The sequence below is a fragment of the Streptomyces sp. NPDC057445 genome, from assembly GCF_042802855.1.
In the GTDB taxonomy this organism is placed as follows: Bacteria; Actinomycetota; Actinomycetes; order Streptomycetales; family Streptomycetaceae; genus Streptomyces.
Genome location: NZ_JBHVDH010000008.1, coordinates 214,949 through 233,314 on the forward strand (window position 1 = coordinate 214,949; position 18,366 = coordinate 233,314).

Here is an 18,366-nt window from a genome sequence, read left to right on the forward strand (position 1 = left end):
GGGCGGGACCCGCGAGTATCGTCCTCACCTGCAGAGACTTCGCCGGCCGTACCCGCCCGCCCCTGACTTCGGAGGACCCGTTGTCCCGCTTGTCGCTCATCAAGGCAGTGCTCGGACCGATTCTGCGCCTGATGTTCCGCCCACGGGTGGAGGGCGTCCGGCACATCCCTGGGGACGGGCCCGTCATCCTCGCCGGCAACCACCTGACCTTCATCGACTCGATGCTCCTGCCCCTGGTCTGCGACCGGCAGGTCTTCTTCATCGGCAAGGACGAGTACGTCACGGGCACGGGAATGAAGGGCCGGCTGATGGCCTGGTTCTTCACCGGTGTCGGCATGATCCCGGTCGACCGGGACGGCGCGAACGGCGGTGTAGCGGCGCTGATGACCGGCCGCCGGGTGCTGGAGGAGGGCAAGGTCTTCGGCATCTACCCGGAGGGCACCCGCTCCCCCGACGGCCGCCTGTACCGGGGCCGTACGGGCATCGCCCGGCTGACCCTGATGACGGGCGCGCCGGTCGTCCCGTTCGCGATGATCGGCACCGACAAGCTCCAGCCGGGCGGCGCGGGAATGCCGCGCCCGGGCCGCGTGACGATCCGTTTCGGCAAGCCGATGGAGTTCTCGCGCTACGAGGGCATGGACCGCGACCGCTATGTCCTGCGGGCGGTGACGGACTCGGTGATGGCCGAGGTGATGCGGCTGTCGGGCCAGGAGTACGTGGACATGTACGCCACGAAGGCGAAGGCCGCCTGAGCCTGCGGCCGCCGGCCGAAGCCCGGAAGGCGCCCCAGCGCCGAGCCCCGAGGGCGGTGGACAAAGTCGCCACGGAGGCCATGGCCGCCTGAGCGACCGGGCCCCCGTAACCCGATGCGGCCCCCGTGCGCGAATGCGCCGGGGGCCGCGTCACGCCGGGGCAACGGGTCAGGACGGCGGATGTCAGTGCTCGATGCCGTCGGCAAGCTTCTGGCCGCGCAGCAGGAACCATGCGGCGACCGCCGTGGCAAGCAGCACCACAGCACCGACGCCCGACGCGAACCTCAGCCCGTCGACGAACGCCTCCTGGGCGGCGCCTATCAGCGCCGCACCTTGGTGCTGCGGCAGCACGGCCGCTGCCTCGAAGGCTCCGCCCAGCGACTCGTGCGCCGCTGAGGCCACGTCCGAGGGCACCCCGGCCGGTGTCGCGAAGTCCCGGTAGACACCGGTGACGATGGAGCCGAGCAGCGCGATGCCCAGCGCCGCGCCGAGTTCGTACGCCGTCTCGGAGACCGCGGAGGCGGCACCGGCCTGCTCCTTGGGCACACTCGAGAGGATCACGTCGGCGGTGACGGTGAAGGAGAATCCGGCACCGATACCGACGACGAGCAGGGCGGCGCCGAGCAGCGGGTATCCCGTGGACTGACCGATCACGGTGAGCACGGCGAGCGCGACACCCACCGCAGCGAGACCTCCGGCCACCACCGACCGCACCGAGAACCGCCGCGCGAACCTGCCCGCTAGCAGGCCCGTGGCCACCGCGCCGATCGCCGCGGGGAGCTCGGCGAGACCGGCCTCGAACGGCGGCCTGCCCTGGACCAGTTGCAGGAACTGGGAGAGGAAGAAGACCAGTCCGGACAGACCGAGGATGGTCAGCAGGTCGGCGAGGACCGCGCCGGAGAAGCCCCGGTTCCGGAACAGCCGCATGTCGAGCAGCGGCTCGGGCAGGGACAGCTGCCTGCGGACGAAGCCGTAGAGCGCGCCCCCACCGATGATCGCGGCGGCGCCCGCCTCCCAGCCCGGCCCCTGGCTCGCGGCCTCCTTGACGGCGTACACGACACCGACCATGCCGATGAGGGACAGCATGACGCTGATCAGGTCCCACGGGCCCGCGACCGGGTTCTTGGACTCGGGCAGCAGCTTGATGCCGACGAGGACCAGCACGGCCATGACCGGCAGGTTGATGAGGAAGACCGAGCCCCACCAGAAGTGCTCCAGCAGGAATCCGCCGACGACGGGGCCTACGGCCGCGCCGGCCGACGCCATGGCACCCCAGATGCCGATGGCGATACTGCGCTCCTTCGGGTCGTGGAAGATGTTGCGGATCAGGGCGAGCGTGGACGGCATCAGCGTGGCACCGGCGACGCCGAGCAGAGCCCGTGCGAGGATCATCATCTCGGGCGTGGTGGCGTACGCGTTGAACACGGACACCGCACCGAACGCGACGGCGCCGCTCAGCAGCAGCTTCTTGCGGCCGATCCGGTCACCGAGACTGCCCATGGAGACGAGCAGGCCGGCGATGACGAACGAGTAGACGTCACCTATCCACAGCAGCTGGGTGCCGGACGGCTTGAGGTCCTCGCTGAGGAAGGGCGTCGCGAGGCCCAGTACGGTGGCGTCCACGGCCACCAGCAGAACGGCCAGCACCAGCACCGAGAGCGCAAGCCAGCGCCCGGGGCGGTACAGGGTCTCGTCCGTCCCGTTAGTGCGCCTGGCCGTACCGGTGGTCATTTCTCCACACTCCGTCGTGCTCCGCCGAGCAGCAGCTCGGCGATCATGAATTGGAAGTCGTTCTTGGCGACCCGGCCGTCCATCACGGCCCAGGCGCAGCTGCCGAGCAGTCCGTACAGGGCCTCGGTGAGCCATACGGCCGGGAGGTCGATCCGGAACTCGCCCTGCTCCTGACCGCGCCGGAAGAGGGCGGACACGCGGGCGTCGAGCCGGGCCCAGCCCTCGTTGATCTGCTCGCCCTCGAACAGCTGGTTCTCGGTGACGAGGAAGGCGAGCAGTTGGGCGACGGGCTCCATCTCGGCGATCAGCCGGCGCAGTCCGTCACTCGCGCCGCCCGTGTCGATCCCGGCGCGGTCCAGGGCGGCCTCGAATTCCTGGATGCCCAGCGCTTCGAGCGCCCTGACCAGGGCGTCCCGCCCGGCGAAGTGCCGGTGCAGGGTGGCACGCCCGATGCCCGCCGCGCGTGCGACCTCGTCCATCGTCGCGGTCGATTTGCGTGCGAGCAGTGCGGCGGCAGCGCGGAGCACCTGTTCACGATCCATGGCCATGAGACAACCATACCCCAAATGAGACGTCAATGTCTCATCTGAAATTTCGATGCCTCATATAGAGGTGGGAGAGGATCCTGAGGCGATGAAGCCGCTGCTACTGATCGACATCGACGGCCCGCTCAATCCGTACGGCGGAAAACCGGAGCGCCGTCCTGAGGGCTATACGACCCATCGCATGCAGCCGAGTGGCTGGAACGGCACGAAACCGCTGCGGGTGTGGCTCAACCACGGGCACGGCCACGAACTGCTGGCGCTCGCCGAGTGGTACGAGCTGGTGTGGGCGACGACCTGGAAGGGCGAGGCGAACGAGTGGATAGGCCCGCATCTCGGGCTGCCCGAGCTGCCGTTCATCGACTGGCCCGCGATGCACGGGGCCTCGCCGCGCGGGACGTTCTGGAAGACGCAGTACGTGCTCGAATACGCGGCCGGGAGGCCGTTCGCCTGGATCGACGACGAGATCACGCACCTGGACAAGGAGTTCGTGGAGCAGAGGCACCTGCCGGCCGCCCTGCTGCTGCATGTCGACCACAGGATCGGGCTGACCCGGCCTGATTTCGACGCTCTCGCGGACTGGGCCGAAGCGCTGTAGCGCCGGACCGGGGCCGTTCCGTGCCGTGTGTGCCGTTCCGTGCCGTGTGTGCCGTTCCGTGCCGTTCCGTGCCGTTCCGTGCCGTGGGACGGGACCGCCCCGGCCGGGCTGATGCCGGCCGGGGCGGTACGGGTGCGGACGTCCGCAGCCTTCGGGGTCAGCCGAGGGTCGCGAGCGCCTGGTTGAACGTCTTCGACGGACGCATGACGGCAGAGGCCTTCTCGGTGTCCGGCTGGTAGTAGCCGCCGATGTCGACCGGGGAGCCCTGCACCGCGATCAGCTCGTCGACGATCGTCCGCTCCTGCTCGGTCAGCGTCTGGGCGAGCGGGGCGAACGCCTTCGCGAGCTCGGCGTCGTCGGTCTGCTTCGCCAGCTCCTGAGCCCAGTAGAGCGCCAGGTAGAAGTGGCTGCCGCGGTTGTCGATGCCACCCAGCTTGCGGCTCGGTGACTTGTCCTCGTTGAGGAAGGTGCCGGTCGCGCGGTCGAGCGTGTCGGCCAGGACCTGGGCGCGCGCGTTGCCCGTGGTCTGCGCGAGGTGCTCGAAGCTGACCGCCAGGGCCAGGAACTCGCCCAGACTGTCCCAGCGCAGGTAGTTCTCCTTGACCAGCTGCTGGACGTGCTTGGGGGCGGAGCCGCCCGCACCGGTCTCGAACAGGCCACCGCCGTTCATCAGCGGGACGACCGAGAGCATCTTGGCGCTGGTGCCCAGCTCCAGGATCGGGAACAGGTCGGTCAGGTAGTCACGCAGCACATTGCCGGTGACCGAGATCGTGTTCTCGCCGCGGCGGATGCGCTCGAGGGAGAACTTGATCGCGTCGACCGGCGACATGATCTCGATCTGCAGACCCTCGGTGTCGTGCTCGGCCAGGTACTGCCCGACCTTGGCGATGAGGTTGGCGTCGTGCGCGCGGCCTTCGTCCAGCCAGAACACGGCCGGGTCGCCGGTCGCGCGGGCGCGCGTGACGGCGAGCTTGACCCAGTCCTTGATCGGCGCGTCCTTGGTCTGGCACATGCGGAAGATGTCGCCGGCGCTCACGGCCTGCTCGAGCACCACGTTGCCGGCGCCGTCGACCACCCGCACCGTGCCGGTGTGCTGGATCTCGAAGGTCTTGTCGTGGCTGCCGTACTCCTCGGCCTTCTGCGCCATCAGACCGACGTTGGGCACCGAACCCATCGTGGACGGGTCGTAGGCGCCGTTCGCCCGGCAGTCGTCGATGACGGCCTGGTAGATGCCGGCGTAGCTGCTGTCGGGGAGCACCGCGAGGGTGTCGGCCTCCTGCCCGTCCGGGCCCCACATGTGGCCGGAGGTACGGATCATGGCGGGCATCGAGGCGTCGACGATGACGTCGCTCGGCACGTGCAGGTTGGTGATGCCACGGTCGGAGTCGACCATGGCCAGCGCCGGGCCCTCGGCCAGCTCGGCGTCGAAGGACGCCTTGATCGCCGCGCCCTCGGGCAGCGACTCCACACCCTTGAGGATGCCGCCGAGGCCGTCGTTCGGGGTGAGGCCGGCGGCCGCGAAGGTCTCGCCGTACCGGGCGAAGGTCTTCGGGAAGAAGGCGCGCACCACGTGACCGAAGACGATCGGGTCCGAGACCTTCATCATCGTGGCCTTGAGGTGCACCGAGAACAGCACGTCCTCGGCCTTGGCGCGGGCGACCTGCTCGCTGAGGAACTCGCGCAGCACCGCGACCCGCATGACGGACGCGTCCACGACCTCGTCGGCGAGCACGGGTACCGACTCGCGCAGCACGGTGGCGGTGCCGTCGTCACCGACGAGCTCGATGCGCAGCGAGCCGTCCTCGGCGATGACCGCGGACTTCTCCGTGGAGCGGAAGTCGTCGGCCGTCATGTGCGCGACATTGGTCTTCGAGTCGGCCGACCACGCGCCCATGCGGTGCGGGTGCGCCTTGGCGTAGTTCTTGACCGAGGCGGGGGCGCGACGGTCGGAGTTGCCCTCGCGCAGGACCGGGTTGACGGCGCTGCCCTTGACCTTGTCGTAGCGGGCGCGGATGTCGCGCTCCTCGTCGGTCTTCGGGTCGTCCGGGTAGTCCGGCAGCGCGTAGCCCTGCTGCTGCAGCTCGGCGACCGCCGCCTTCAGCTGCGGGATCGAGGCCGAGATGTTCGGCAGCTTGATGATGTTGGCGCCGGGCGTCCTGGCCAGCTCGCCGAGCTCGGCGAGCGCGTCGTCGATGCGCTGTCCCTCCTCGAGGTACTCGGGGAAGAGGGCGATGATCCGCCCGGCCAGAGAGATGTCACGGGTCTCCACACGGACCCCGGCGGTCGAGGCGTACGCCTGGACCACTGGCAAGAACGAATGAGTCGCCAGGGCCGGGGCCTCGTCAGTGTGTGTGTAGATGATGGTCGAGTCGCTCACCGGGTGCTCCGCTCCACGTCTGCAACATTGCTCGACATCAAGATATCTCGTGCCGGGCCCCCTCCGGACAGGGCCCCGCCCCCACAGACGAGGATCACAAACCACGGACGTGGATCACAAACGCGGTCCGGTCCGGCGCCTCGTGCCGGACCGGACCGCTCCGCTTCCGCTGGGGTCCGGCAGCCCTGAGCGGTGTCGCCGTGGGCTGCCGCGGGGGTGTCACTGCCTGGCGGTGGCCCAGGCGTGCTGGGTGGCCAGGTCGGCCTTCACCTCGGCGAGCTGGACGGCGACGGCCGACGGGGCCGTGCCGCCGCGCCCACTGCGGGACGCGAGCGCCCCGGGGACGTTCAGGACCGTGCGGACCTCGGGCGTCAGATGCGGTGAGATCTTCGCGAACTGCTCGTCGGTGAGCTGGTCCAGCTCGATGCCGTGGGCCTCGCACTCCTTGACGCACTCCCCCGCGACCTCGTGCGCGACACGGAACGGCACGCCCTGCTTGACCAGCCACTCGGCGATATCGGTGGCGAGCGAGAAACCGGCGGGCGCCAGCTCCTCCATCCGCTCGCGGTTGACGGTCAGCGTGGCCATCATCCCGGTGAAGGCGGGCAGCAGCACCTCCAGCTGGTCGCAGGAGTCGAAGACCGGCTCCTTGTCCTCCTGCAGATCGCGGTTGTACGCGAGCGGCAGCGCCTTCAGCGTGGCGAGCAGCCCGGTCAGGTTGCCGATCAGCCGGCCCGACTTGCCACGAGCCAGCTCCGCGATGTCCGGGTTCTTCTTCTGCGGCATGATCGACGAGCCGGTGGAGAAGGCGTCGTGGAGGGTCACGAAGGAGAACTCCTTCGTGTTCCAGATGATGACCTCCTCGGCGATCCGGGAAAGGTTCACACCGATCATCGCGGTGATGAACGCGAACTCGGCGACGAAGTCGCGCGAGGCCGTGCCGTCGATGGAGTTGGCGACGCTGCCGTGCTCGAAGCCGAGGTCCTTCGCCACCGCCTCCGGGTCGAGGCCGAGCGAGGATCCGGCGAGCGCGCCTGAGCCGTACGGGGAGACGGCCGTGCGCTCGTCCCACTGCCGCAGCCGCTCGGCGTCCCGGGAAAGGGACTGGACATGGGCCAGGACATGATGGGCGAAGAGGACCGGCTGCGCGTGCTGCAGATGCGTACGACCCGGCATCGCGACATCGGGATGGGCCTCTGCGAGACCGACGAGGGCGTCCTGGAGTTCGGCGATCAGCCCGCCGATGATGCGGGCATGGTCGCGCAGATACATCCGGAAGAGCGTGGCCACCTGGTCGTTGCGGGACCGGCCGGCGCGCAGTTTCCCCCCGAGGTCCGGGCCGAGCCGCTCCAGCAGGCCACGCTCCAGGGCGGTGTGGACGTCCTCGTCGGCGATGGTGCCGACGAAGCTGCCGTCGGCGACGTCCGCCTCGAGCTGGTCGAGCCCCGCGAGCATCCGCCGCAGTTCGTCGGCCGTCAGCAGGCCCGCCTTGTGGAGGACGCGCGCATGGGCGCGGGAGCCCGCGATGTCGTACGGGGCGAGGCGCCAGTCGAAGTGGACCGAGGCGGAAAGCTTCGCCAGTGCCTCGGCCGGGCCGTCGGCGAACCGGCCGCCCCAGAGCCGGACGTCACCGTTGTTGCTGCTCACAGCTCTTGCTCCTCAAGCCTTGCCAGTCGTTGGATGTGCGACCGCCTCCCCGCCGCGGACAGAGGGGAGGCGGTCGTCGTACGCGTAGGTGATCAGGCGAGGTCGCGCTTGGCGGCGATCTTCGAGGACAGGCCGAAGATGTCGATGAAGCCCTGCGCCTTCGACTGGTCGAAGGTGTCGCCCGAGTCGTACGTGGCGAGGTTGAAGTCGTAGAGCGACTCGTCCGACTTCCGGCCGGTGACCACGGCGCGGCCGCCGTGCAGCGTCATCCGGATGTCGCCGGTGACGTGCTGGTTGGCCTCGTTGATGAAGCCGTCCAGGGCGCGCTTGAGCGGCGAGAACCACAGGCCGTCGTAGACGAGCTCGCCCCAGCGCTGCTCGACCTGCCGCTTGTAGCGGGCCAGCTCGCGCTCGACCGTGACGTTCTCCAGCTCCTGATGGGCGGTGATCAGCGCGATGGCGCCCGGCGCCTCGTACACCTCACGGGACTTGATGCCGACCAGCCGGTCCTCGACCATGTCGATCCGGCCGATGCCCTGGGCGCCGGCGCGCTCGTTGAGCTGCTGAATGGCCTGCAGGACGGTGACGGGCTTGCCGTCGAGGGCGACCGGGAGACCCTCCTTGAAGGAGATGACCACCTCGTCGGCCTCGCGGGCGAGGGCCGGGTTCTGGGTGTACTCGTAGATGTCCTCGATCGGGGCGTTCCAGATGTCCTCGAGGAAGCCGGTCTCGACGGCCCGTCCGAAGACGTTCTGGTCGATGGAGTACGGGGACTTCTTGGTGGTCGCGATCGGGAGCTGCTTCTCCTCGCAGAAGGCGATCGCCTTGTCGCGGGTCATGGCGTAGTCACGGACCGGGGCGATGCACTTCAGGTCGGGACCGAGGGCCTGGATACCGGCCTCGAACCGCACCTGGTCGTTGCCCTTGCCGGTACAGCCGTGGGCGACGATGCCGGCGTCGTGCTTCTTGGCGGCGGCGACGAGGTGCTTGACGATCGTCGGCCGGGAGAGGGCGGAGACCAGCGGGTAGCGGTCCATGTAGAGGGCGTTGGCCTTGATCGCCGGGAGGCAGTACTCCTCGGCGAACTCGTCCTTGGCGTCCGCGACCTCGGCCTCGACAGCACCGCAGGCGAGCGCACGCTTGCGGATGACGTCCAGGTCCTCGCCGCCCTGGCCGACGTCCACGGCAACGGCGATGACCTCGGCGCCCGTCTCCTCGGCGATCCAGCCGATGGCGACGGAGGTGTCCAGACCGCCCGAGTAGGCGAGTACGACGCGCTCGGTCACGGGTTTCTCCTTACGGTGCATTCGGTGATGGGTATAACTATGCAGACCTCCGTATGTTTTGTCAACGGACGCATACGGCTCCTCCGTGCCTGCGCCAGGAAGCGGCCGCGGTGGCGCCCGGGCACCGGAGGCTGAAAAGGTCCGGCGGCCGACGTCCCCGACGATCGATAATCCGACGCATGGGACAGACGTACGAACGCATCGAAGGCCGTATCCGCTCCTTCATCGAGGACCAGCCCGTCTTCTTCACCGCCACCGCACCGCTGGCGGCTGACGGTCATGTCAACCTCTCCCCGAAGGGCCGCAAGGGCACCCTCGCCGTCATCGACGAACTGACCCTGGCCTATCTGGACTTCGGCGGCAGCGGTGCGGAGACCATCGCCCATGTCCGGGAGAACGGGCGCATCACCCTGATGTGGTGTGCGTTCACGGGTCCGCCGAAGGTGCTTCGGGTGCACGGTCAGGGGGAGGCGGTCTTCCGCGACGATGCGCGGTGGGCGGAGTACATCCCGTACTTCGAGGGGGCCGACGGGGCCGCGGCGCGTGCGGTCGTCGTGGTGCGCGCCCGGCGGATCAGCGACGCCTGCGGTTTCGCCGTACCGTTCATGGACTACCGCGAGGAGCGTACGCAGCACGCGGAGCACTTCGGCCGCAGGACGGACGAGGAGTTCGCGGCGTACTGCGAGAAGAAACCCCATGTCGGAGTGAGCCTGGACGGGCTGCCGGCGCTGCCGCTTCCGCTGCCCGCCCGCCCGGATCAGCCCTCCTGACGCATCCCGGCCTCGAGGGTTCGTCAGCGCCCCGCGCGACGCAGGAGCAGCAACGCGACCCATGCGTGCCTCACCGCCCTGGAGCACCGCGGACCCGTCCGCTGCCCTGCGGACCGGGCGCCACGGCCGACGACCCAGGCCGTTGATGTGCTGCGGGCTCGCCGCTGCGACTGCCGGCCCGCACCGGCCGACGCCGTGTCACCGGTGCCCGCGAACGCCCCGCGCAGATAGTTGACACAGGCGTCCCGCGCATTGAACTTCCCGGCCCCCGGCTCCGTATTCACGTGAGCGACAGGGAGCAGGCTAGGAGCAGCCGTGGCGATGATTCAGAGCGGTCGGGCCGCAAGGCGCCAGACCATGCGCGCGATCCGGCCGCGCCGTAATCCGGCGACGGTGCTGCTGGTGGTGGCCTGGGCGGGCGCGATGGCCGTCCTGTGGCTGTGGTGGGAGAACACGGCGGTGGTCCACATGGACACCGCCGAGTGGCTGATCGGAGCGGGCCGGATCACGGGCCTGCTCGGTGGTTACATGATCGCCCTCGTCGTGCTGCAGATGGCGCGTGTCCCGGCGCTGGAACGGCGTGTGGGTTCCGACCGGGCGACCCGCTGGCACGCGATGAGCGGGCGGTACGCGATCAGTCTTGTCGTCGCCCACGTCGTACTGACCGTCTGGGGCTATGCCGTTCAGGCCCGTACCGGTCTCGTCGAACAGACCGTCACCGTCGTCGTCGACTTCCCCGAAATGGTCGAGGCGGCGGTCGGCACCGCGCTGCTGCTGGTGGTCGGCTTCGTCTCTGCCGGGGCCGTGCGCCGCCGCATGCGCTACGAGACCTGGTACTACCTGCATCTCCTGACCTACGCCGCCGTGTATCTGACCTTCTGGCACCAACTGGCCACCGGCGCCGAGTTCGTGGCCAGTCCGACCGCCCGCACCGTGTGGTACGCGCTGTACGCCGCGGTCGGCGCGCTGCTCCTCTGGTACCGGATCCTGGCGCCCGTGCGGCTCAACCTCTGGCACCGGATGCGGGTGGAGTCGGTCGTGGACGAGGCTCCCGGCGTGGTTTCCGTGCTGATCACCGGGCGGCGGCTGCACCGGCTCGGCGCCGAGGCGGGTCACTTCTTCCGCTGGCGCTTCCTCGCCAGGGGCCTGCGCTGGAGCTCCAATCCGTACTCCCTCTCCGCTCCGCCCCGCCCCGATCTGCTGCGTATCACCGTGAAGGCCGTGGGTGAGCACAGCACGGCGCTCTCCCGGCTGGAGCCCGGCACGCGGGTCTGGGCGGAGGGGCCGTACGGAGCGATGACCGCCGCCCGGCGCAGCCGGAACAAGGTGCTGCTGATCGCCGGCGGCGCCGGTATCACCCCGCTGCGGGCGCTGTTCGAGACGCTTCCCGGCGGTCCCGGGGACCTGTCCCTGCTCTACCGGGCCGGTACGACGGAGGACCTCGCGCTCTGGAGCGAGCTGCAGCAGATCGCCCAGAGGCGGGAGGCGAAGCTGATGTACGCCGTGAACGGGCCGGACGGAGCACGTCCGGAGATCACGACCGAGCGCCTCAAGGAAGTACTGCCGGACATCGATCAGCACGACGTCTACCTCTGCGGACCGCCCGGGCTCGCCGAGGAGTCGTACAACGCACTGCGCGCGGCGGGAGTGCCGTCCCGCCGTATCCATCACGAGTCCTTCGAGATGTGAGGCTGTCCGTGAAGAGGAAACACCCACTGCGCCGGATCATGATCGGCGTCGCCGGCACCACGTCGGCCGTCGTCCTGCTCCTCGCGATGAAGCAGCCGGGCACGTCGGTGGCGGGGGCGGCGCAGGCCGGTGGCGCCGTGCCGCCGGCCGCCTCGGCGTCCGCGGGCGGCGGGGTCGAACCCGCCGGCGGGCAGACGGTGCTCGGGGACGAGGCCGACACCCAGTACGGGCCCGTGCAGGTCAGGATCACGATGAGCGGTGGCAGGATCACCGCCGCCGAGGCGGTCAAGGCCCCCAGCAGCGATCCCAACAGCCGCAAGATCGCCGCCAACGCCGTACCCCGCCTCAACCAAGCAGCCGTCGCCGCACAGAGCGCAGAGATCGACGCCGTCTCCGGCGCCACATTCACCAGCGGCGGCTACATCAAGTCCCTGCAGAGCGCCATCGACAAGGCCGGGGGCGCGGGTGGTGGAGGGGCCGACGCCGGGGCAGGAGCCGCATCGGGCTCCGCGCCTGGAGCAGGCGCCGCGACGGGCGGCTCCGGCTCGGGCCCGGGCTCCGGCTCGGATGCGGCGGCCACCGCCGGCACCGAGGGGTCGGACCAGGGGCCGGGCTCCGGGGCACCCACCACGGTACTCGGGGACGTGGCGAGCACTCAGTACGGCGACGTCCAGGTCAGGATCACGATGAGCGGTGGCAAGATCACCGCCGCCGAGGCGGTCAAGGCCCCCAGCAGCGATCCCAACAGCCGCAAGATCGCCGCCAACGCCGTACCCCGCCTCAACCAAGCAGCCGTCGCCGCACAGAGCGCAGAGATCGACGCCGTCTCCGGCGCCACATTCACCAGCGGCGGCTACATCAAGTCCCTGCAGAGCGCCATCGACAAGGCCGGCCTGTGATGACGGACGAGACGCGTCTGCGTCATGTCGAGCACTCGATGGGCACGGTGTTCTCGTTCGACATCCGGTTGGCCACCGACGGTGACGTCGACGATCACGGTGAGCGCGTGCGCGCCGGGCTCGCCGCTGCGGTGGCCTTCCTGCACCGCACGGACGAGGTCTTCTCCACCTACCGCCAGGACAGCCAGATCAGCAGGCTCGCCAGAGGAGAACTCGCTCTGGGGGACTGCGCCGCCGACGTGACGGAGGTGTTCGAGTGCTGCGAGGAGGAGGAGCGTCTGAGCGAGGGCTGGTTCACCGCCCGCTACGACGGCGGGCTCGACCCCACCGGTCTGGTCAAGGGCTGGGCGGTGGAGCGCGCGGTGAGCATGCTCGCCTCCTCCGGAGCCGCGGCCGTCTGTCTGGGCGGCGGGGGCGACATCCAGTTGCACGGCGGCCCGTGGCGGGTCGGCATCTCCGATCCGCTGCACCCCGGCGGGCTGGTCGCGGTGGTCGCTGCGGACGAGCGCCTCGCCGTCGCCACATCGGGCCCGGCCGAACGGGGCTGCCACATCGTCGACCCGCACACCGGTGCTCCCCCTGCCGAGGGCTTTGCCTCCATGACCGTCGTGGCCCCGGGTCTGACCCAGGCCGATGCCCGGGCGACAGCCGCGTACGCCATGGGCGCCGGGGCCCGTGAGTGGCTGGAGGAGCTGCCCGACACGGAGGGCTTCGCCGTCACCATGGACGGCAGTACCTGGCAGACCAGTGGATTCGCCCGCCATCTGGCGAAGACTCCCCACCGGCCGGAGGGCAGGGCCGCCTGACAGCCGGTCGGGGTGGCCGGGCCGGTCGGGGGGCCGGCCCGCCCGGAGGCCGGGCCCGCGACGGTTTCCGGTCGACGTCCGCCCGCCAGCCCGCGACGGTTTCCGGTCGACGTCCGCCCGCCGGTCCGCGACGGTTCCGGTCGACGCCCGCCCGCCGGTCCGCGACGGTTTCCGGTCGACGCCCGCCCGCCGCCGGTCCACGTCAGCGTTGAAGAACTCAGCGTTCCTTCTGCGCCAGCCGCAGCAGATGGTCGGCCAGCGCCTGACCGCCCGCCGGGTCGCGGGAGATGAGCAGCAGCGTGTCGTCGCCGGCGATCGTGCCGAGGATCGCGTTCAGTTCTGCCTGGTCGATGGCCGAGGCGAGGAACTGGGCCGCGCCCGGCGGCGTACGCAGCACCACGAGGTTGGCCGAGGCCTCCGCGGAGATCAGCAGTTCCCCGGAGAGCCGGCGCATCCGCTCCTCCTTCGCAGACTCGCCGAGCGGCGCCTGAGGGGTGCGGAATCCGCCCTCGCTGGGCACGGCGTAGATGAGTTCGCCCCCGGTGTTGCGGATCTTCACCGCACCCAGCTCGTCGAGGTCCCGGGAGAGCGTCGCCTGGGTGACGCTCAGCCCGTCGTCGGCGAGGAGCTTCGCCAGCTGGCTCTGCGAGCGCACCGGCTGCCGGTTGAGAATGTCCACGATCCGGCGGTGGCGGGCCGTGCGGGTCTGCGGCACGGCCGGCCCGCCGTTCTCGGTGTGCTGCGTCGCCTCGGTCATCGTCGTCTCATTCTCCGGATCGTCCGTCCCCGTGCTGCGCCCCGTCGAGGATGCCGGGAAGCGCCTGGAGGAATTCGTCCACCTCCGCGTCGCCGATGATCAGCGGCGGCATGATCCTTACGACGTCGGGGGCGGGCGCGTTGACCAGGAGGCCGGCATCCTGAGCTGCTTGCTGCGCCTGGGGCGCGAGGGGCTCGTTGAGCACGATACCCAGCAGCAGCCCCGCGCCGCGGACATGGGAGACGAGAGGGTGCCTTTGACTCCCGACAGGATTCTCGATTCCGTCCCTGAGGCGCTCGCCGAGCCGCTTCACCTCGTCGAGCGTTCCTTCGAGGGTCTTCAGTACGGCGAGTCCCGCCGCGCAGGCGACGGGGTTGCCCCCGAACGTCGTGCCGTGCTGCCCGGGCCGGAAGAGGTCGGCCGCGGCTCCGAACGCCACGGCCGCGCCGAGGGGCAGGCCGCCGCCGAGGCCCTTGGCCAGGGTGACGATGTCCGGCTCCACACCGTGGGCCTGGTGCTCGAACCAGTGGCCGGTCCGTCCGATGCCGGTCTGCACCTCGTCGAGGACGAGCAGGGTGCCGGTGGCCCGGGTGATCTCACGTGCGGCTTTGAGATATCCGGCGGGCGGGACGACCACGCCGTTCTCGCCCTGGACCGGCTCGATGATCACCAGCGCGGTGTCGGTCGTGACGGCCGCCCGCAGTGCGTCGGCGTCACCGTACGGGACATGTGTGACATCGCCGGGCAGCGGGAGGAACGGCTGCTGCTTGTTCGGCTGGCCGGTGAGCGCGAGCGCGCCCATGGTCCGCCCGTGGAAGCCGCCGTCCGTGGCGACCATGTGCGAACGGCCGGTCAGCCGGCCCAGCTTGAAGGCGGCTTCGTTCGCCTCGGCGCCGGAGTTGCAGAACAGGACCCGGCCGGGGCGCCCGAACAGCTGGAGCAGCCGCTCGGCGAGGGCCACCGGCGGCTCGGCGACGTACAGATTGGAGACATGGCCGAGGGAGGCGATCTGCCGGGACACGGCCTCGACGACCGCCGGGTGGGCGTGGCCGAGCGCGTTCACGGCGATGCCGCCGACGAAGTCGAGGTACGGGGTGCCGTCGGCGTCCCAGACCCTCGCGCCCTCACCGCGGACCAACGACAGCCGCGGCGTGCCGTAGTTGTCCATCATCGAGCCCTGCCAGCGCTGCGACAGTGCCTGGTTGCTCACGTCCTTGGTCACTTGGCTCCCCCTTCGGTCCCGTCGGGCACGACCATCGTGCCGATGCCCTCGTCGGTGAAGATCTCCAGCAGGATGGAGTGCTGCACCCGCCCGTCGATGACCCGGGCCGTGTTGACGCCGTTGCGCACGGCGTACAGACAGCCCTCCATCTTGGGGACCATGCCGCTGGAGAGCTCGGGCAGGAGCTTCTCCAGTTCACGCGCGGTGAGGCGGCTGATCACCTCGTCGCTGCTGGGCCAGTCCTCGTAGAGGCCCTCGACGTCCGTGAGCACCATCAGGGTCTCGGCGCCGAGTGCCGCGGCGAGCGCGGCCGCCGCGGTGTCGGCGTTGACGTTGTAGACGTGGCCGTCGTCGGCGGAGCGTGCGATGGAGGAGACGACCGGGATACGGCCGTCGTCCAGCAGCGCCTTGATGGCGCCGGTGTCGATCGCGGTGATCTCGCCGACCCTGCCGATGTCGACGAGCTCTCCGTCGATGGTGGGCCGGTGCTTGGTCGCGGTGATGGTGTGGGCGTCCTCGCCGGTGAGCCCGACGGCCAGCGGACCGTGCTGGTTGAGCAGGCCGACCAGCTCGCGCTGGACCTGTCCGGCGAGCACCATCCGCACGACGTCCATCGCTTCGGGGGTCGTCACGCGCAGGCCGGCCTTGAACTCGCTGACCAGTCCGTGCCTGTCGAGCTGGGCGCTGATCTGCGGGCCGCCGCCGTGCACGACGACGGGCTTGATGCCGGCCTGCCGAAGGAAGACGACGTCCTGGGCGAAGGCGGCCTTCAGGTCCTCGTCGACCATGGCGTTTCCGCCGAACTTGATCACGACCGTCTTGCCGTGGTGGCGGGTGAGCCACGGCAGCGCCTCGATCAAGATCTGCGCCTTGGGAAGTGCAGTGTGCTTTCGAGTGCTCATCTGTCCCTTGTCCCTGGATTCTCAGGAGGAGTAGGCGCTGTTCTCGTGGACGTAGTCGGCGGTGAGGTCGTTGGCCCAGATGACGGCCGATTCGCCGCCGGCCGCGAGGTCCGCGGTGATCCTCACCTCGCGGTAGCGCATGTCGACGAGGTCGCGGTCCTCGCCCACGGAACCGTTCCTGCACACCCAGACGCCGTTGATGGCGACGTTCAGCCGGTCGGGTTCGAAGGCGGCGCCCGTCGTGCCGATCGCGGACAGTACCCGGCCCCAGTTGGGGTCCTCGCCGTGGATGGCGCACTTGAGGAGGTTGTTGCGGGCGATGGAGCGGCCGACCTCGACGGCGTCGTCCTCGCTCCCGGCGTTGATCACCTCGATACGGATGTCCTTGGAAGCGCCCTCGGCGTCACCGATCAGCTGGCGGGCGAGGTTGTCGCAGACTGCGCGGACAGCCTCGGCGAAGTCGTCGTACTCCGGGGTCACCCCGGCGGCGCCGGACGCGAGCAGCAGCACGGTGTCGTTGGTGGACATGCAGCCGTCGGAGTCGACCCGGTCGAAGGTGAGGCGCGTGGCGTCGCGCAACGCCCTGTCGAGGGTCGCGCTGTCCAGGTCGGCGTCGGTGGTGAGGACGACGAGCATGGTGGCGAGGCCGGGGGCGAGCATGCCCGCGCCCTTGGCCATGCCGCCGACGGTCCAGCCGTCGCCCTGGTGGACCGCCGTCTTGTGCACGGTGTCCGTGGTCTTGATGGCTATGGCTGCCTTCTCGCCCCCGTGCGGGCTCAGCTCGGTGGCCGCCTTCTCGATGCCCGGCAGCAGCCTGTCCATCGGCAGCAGCACGCCGATCAGCCCGGTGGACGCGACCGCGATCTCCCCCGCGCTGTGGCCCTCCAGGACCTGGGCGGCCTTCTCGGCGGTGGCGTGGGTGTCCTGGAAGCCCTTGGGGCCGGTGCACGCGTTGGCGCCGCCGGAGTTGAGGACGACCGCGGAGACTGCGCCGCCCTTGAGGACCTGCTCCGACCAGAGGACGGGAGCGGCCTTGACCCGGTTGGAGGTGAAGACGCCCGCCGCGGCGTGACGCGGCCCGTTGTTGACGACGAGGGCGAGGTCCGGGTTCCCGTTCCCCTTGATCCCGGCGGCGATGCCGGCTGCCGTGAATCCCTGTGCTGCCGTCACCGTCATGGCGCCACTCCGATCGTGGAAAGTCCTGTGGTCTGGTCGATGCCCAGAGCGATGTTCATGCTCTGGACCGCGCCGCCCGCCGTGCCCTTGGTGAGGTTGTCGATGGCGCTGATCGCGATGATCCGGCCGGCGGCTTCGTCATGCGCGACCTGGATCTGAACGGCGTTGGAACCGTGGACGGACGCTGTGGCGGGCCACTGTCCCTCGGGGAGGACGTGGACGAACGGCTCGTCCGCGTAGGCCTTCTCATAGGCCGTCCGTACGGCGTCGGCCGTCGTGCCCGGCCTGGCCTTGGCACTGCAGGTGGCGAGGATGCCGCGGGACATCGGCGCGAGGGTGGGCGTGAACGACACGGTGACCGGCTCCCCCGCCACCGCGCTGAGGTTCTGGATCATTTCCGGCGTGTGCCGGTGGCCGCCGCCGACGCCGTACGGGCTCATGGAGCCCATGACCTCGGACCCCAGCAGATGCGGCTTGAGGGCCCTGCCCGCGCCGGACGTGCCGCTGGCGGCGGTGATCACGGCCTCCGGTTCGGCGAGCCCGTCCGCGTACGCCGGGAAGAGCGCGAGCGAGACCGCGGTCGGATAGCAGCCGGGCACCGCGATGCGCCTGGACCCAGCCAGCGCGGCGCGGGCACCCGGCAGTTCGGGGAGACCGTAGGGCCAGGTGCCGGCGTGCTCCGAACCGTAGAACCTCTCCCAGTCGGCGGAGTCCTTCAGCCGGAAGTCGGCGCCCATGTCGATGACGAGGACGTCGGCACCGAGTTGTTCCGCGACGGCCGCGGACTGCCCGTGCGGCAGGGCGAGGAAGACGACGTCGTGACCGGCGAGGGCCTCGGCCGTGGTGGGCTCGAGGACACGGTCGGCGAGCGGCAGCAGATGCGGCTGCAGGGCTCCGAGCTTCTGCCCGGCGCTGGAGTGACCGGTGAGCGTGCCGATGTCGACCCCGGGGTGCGCGAGGAGCAGACGGAGCAGCTCTCCGCCCGCATAACCACTCGCTCCCGCCACTGCTGCACGTACCGCCATCGGACCTCCTTGGTGATGGCATGACTATACGCACTCCCGCAGATCTATGCAACGAAGGGAGAAGGCCCTGGCATCCAGCTCGGGAATGGAGTGGCCTCCGTGCCCCACCCCCCACCTCCGCCGAAGCGCTCGTATGGAGCGGAATGAACACGAAGAAGCCCGGCCATGCCCGCGCGACTACGCAGAG

16 protein-coding genes are annotated in these 18,366 nt (G+C 70.1%); 6 read left to right on the forward strand and 10 right to left on the reverse strand.

The window, feature by feature from the left end; all coding sequences use genetic code 11:
* The first annotated feature begins 62 nt into the window (after positions 1 to 62).
* Positions 63 to 752, forward strand: coding sequence for a lysophospholipid acyltransferase family protein (locus tag ACFU5O_RS19805; protein WP_384242265.1), 690 nt, complete (start codon positions 63 to 65; stop codon positions 750 to 752).
* A gap of 183 nt (positions 753 to 935) precedes the next feature.
* Here ACFU5O_RS19805 and ACFU5O_RS19810 read toward each other — a convergent pair whose 3' ends face one another.
* Both ACFU5O_RS19810 and ACFU5O_RS19815 read right to left on the reverse strand, forming a co-directional pair.
* The gene (locus ACFU5O_RS19810) at positions 936 to 2,483 is read right to left on the reverse strand and encodes an MFS transporter (RefSeq protein WP_384242097.1); all 1,548 of its coding nucleotides are present in this window, start codon (positions 2,481 to 2,483) and stop codon (positions 936 to 938) included.
* Positions 2,480 to 3,031 (reverse strand): TetR/AcrR family transcriptional regulator, encoded by a 552-nt coding sequence (locus ACFU5O_RS19815; RefSeq protein WP_384242099.1) that lies wholly within the window; start codon positions 3,029 to 3,031, stop codon positions 2,480 to 2,482. The genes ACFU5O_RS19810 and ACFU5O_RS19815 overlap by 4 nt, the downstream gene beginning before the upstream one ends.
* Positions 3,032 to 3,116: 85 nt before the next feature.
* Between ACFU5O_RS19815 and ACFU5O_RS19820 the strand changes: the two genes are divergently transcribed.
* Positions 3,117 to 3,623 carry an HAD domain-containing protein gene (locus ACFU5O_RS19820; RefSeq protein ID WP_384242100.1) on the forward strand — a complete coding sequence of 169 codons (507 nt, stop codon included), beginning with the start codon at positions 3,117 to 3,119 and terminating at the stop codon, positions 3,621 to 3,623.
* A gap of 157 nt (positions 3,624 to 3,780) precedes the next feature.
* Here ACFU5O_RS19820 and ACFU5O_RS19825 read toward each other — a convergent pair whose 3' ends face one another.
* The 3 genes from ACFU5O_RS19825 to ACFU5O_RS19835 form a co-directional block, all read right to left on the reverse strand.
* Positions 3,781 to 6,000 (reverse strand): NADP-dependent isocitrate dehydrogenase, encoded by a 2,220-nt coding sequence (locus ACFU5O_RS19825; protein WP_384242102.1) that lies wholly within the window; start codon positions 5,998 to 6,000, stop codon positions 3,781 to 3,783.
* Between the two features lie 219 nt (positions 6,001 to 6,219).
* Entirely contained in the window at positions 6,220 to 7,647 is a 1,428-nt protein-coding gene (argH, locus tag ACFU5O_RS19830; RefSeq protein WP_384242104.1) for an argininosuccinate lyase, read from the reverse strand.
* A 92-nt stretch (positions 7,648 to 7,739) separates the two neighbouring features.
* Positions 7,740 to 8,933, reverse strand: coding sequence for an argininosuccinate synthase (locus ACFU5O_RS19835; RefSeq protein ID WP_384242106.1), 1,194 nt, complete (start codon positions 8,931 to 8,933; stop codon positions 7,740 to 7,742).
* 179 nt (positions 8,934 to 9,112) lie between these two features.
* Between ACFU5O_RS19835 and ACFU5O_RS19840 the strand changes: the two genes are divergently transcribed.
* From ACFU5O_RS19840 to ACFU5O_RS19855, 4 genes are all read left to right on the forward strand, one after another.
* Complete coding sequence (locus ACFU5O_RS19840; protein WP_384242109.1) at positions 9,113 to 9,703, forward strand: pyridoxamine 5'-phosphate oxidase family protein; 591 nt, start codon at positions 9,113 to 9,115, stop codon at positions 9,701 to 9,703.
* 321 nt (positions 9,704 to 10,024) lie between these two features.
* Entirely contained in the window at positions 10,025 to 11,392 is a 1,368-nt protein-coding gene (locus ACFU5O_RS19845; protein ID WP_384242267.1) for a ferric reductase-like transmembrane domain-containing protein, read from the forward strand.
* 38 nt (positions 11,393 to 11,430) lie between these two features.
* Positions 11,431 to 12,291 (forward strand): FMN-binding protein, encoded by an 861-nt coding sequence (locus ACFU5O_RS19850; RefSeq protein WP_384242269.1) that lies wholly within the window; start codon positions 11,431 to 11,433, stop codon positions 12,289 to 12,291.
* Entirely contained in the window at positions 12,291 to 13,097 is an 807-nt protein-coding gene (locus ACFU5O_RS19855; RefSeq protein ID WP_384242110.1) for an FAD:protein FMN transferase, read from the forward strand. Before ACFU5O_RS19850 ends, ACFU5O_RS19855 begins: the two co-directional genes overlap by 1 nt.
* Before the next feature lie 217 nt (positions 13,098 to 13,314).
* Here the strand turns inward: ACFU5O_RS19855 and ACFU5O_RS19860 are convergent, their stop codons facing one another.
* Genes ACFU5O_RS19860 through argC form a run of 5 tightly spaced genes read right to left on the reverse strand, consistent with a single transcriptional unit; the run spans position 13,315 to position 18,179 of the window.
* Entirely contained in the window at positions 13,315 to 13,854 is a 540-nt protein-coding gene (locus ACFU5O_RS19860) for an arginine repressor (RefSeq protein WP_384242112.1), read from the reverse strand.
* 7 nt (positions 13,855 to 13,861) lie between these two features.
* Complete coding sequence (locus ACFU5O_RS19865; RefSeq protein ID WP_384242272.1) at positions 13,862 to 15,064, reverse strand: acetylornithine transaminase; 1,203 nt, start codon at positions 15,062 to 15,064, stop codon at positions 13,862 to 13,864.
* Positions 15,065 to 15,072: 8 nt separating this feature from the next.
* Positions 15,073 to 15,978 carry an acetylglutamate kinase gene (gene argB / locus ACFU5O_RS19870; RefSeq protein ID WP_384242114.1) on the reverse strand — a complete coding sequence of 302 codons (906 nt, stop codon included), beginning with the start codon at positions 15,976 to 15,978 and terminating at the stop codon, positions 15,073 to 15,075.
* 21 nt (positions 15,979 to 15,999) lie between these two features.
* Complete coding sequence (argJ, locus tag ACFU5O_RS19875; RefSeq protein WP_384242115.1) at positions 16,000 to 17,154, reverse strand: bifunctional glutamate N-acetyltransferase/amino-acid acetyltransferase ArgJ; 1,155 nt, start codon at positions 17,152 to 17,154, stop codon at positions 16,000 to 16,002.
* Complete coding sequence (gene argC / locus ACFU5O_RS19880; protein WP_384242117.1) at positions 17,151 to 18,179, reverse strand: N-acetyl-gamma-glutamyl-phosphate reductase; 1,029 nt, start codon at positions 18,177 to 18,179, stop codon at positions 17,151 to 17,153. The genes argJ and argC overlap by 4 nt, the downstream gene beginning before the upstream one ends.
* Positions 18,180 to 18,366 lie beyond the last annotated feature (187 nt).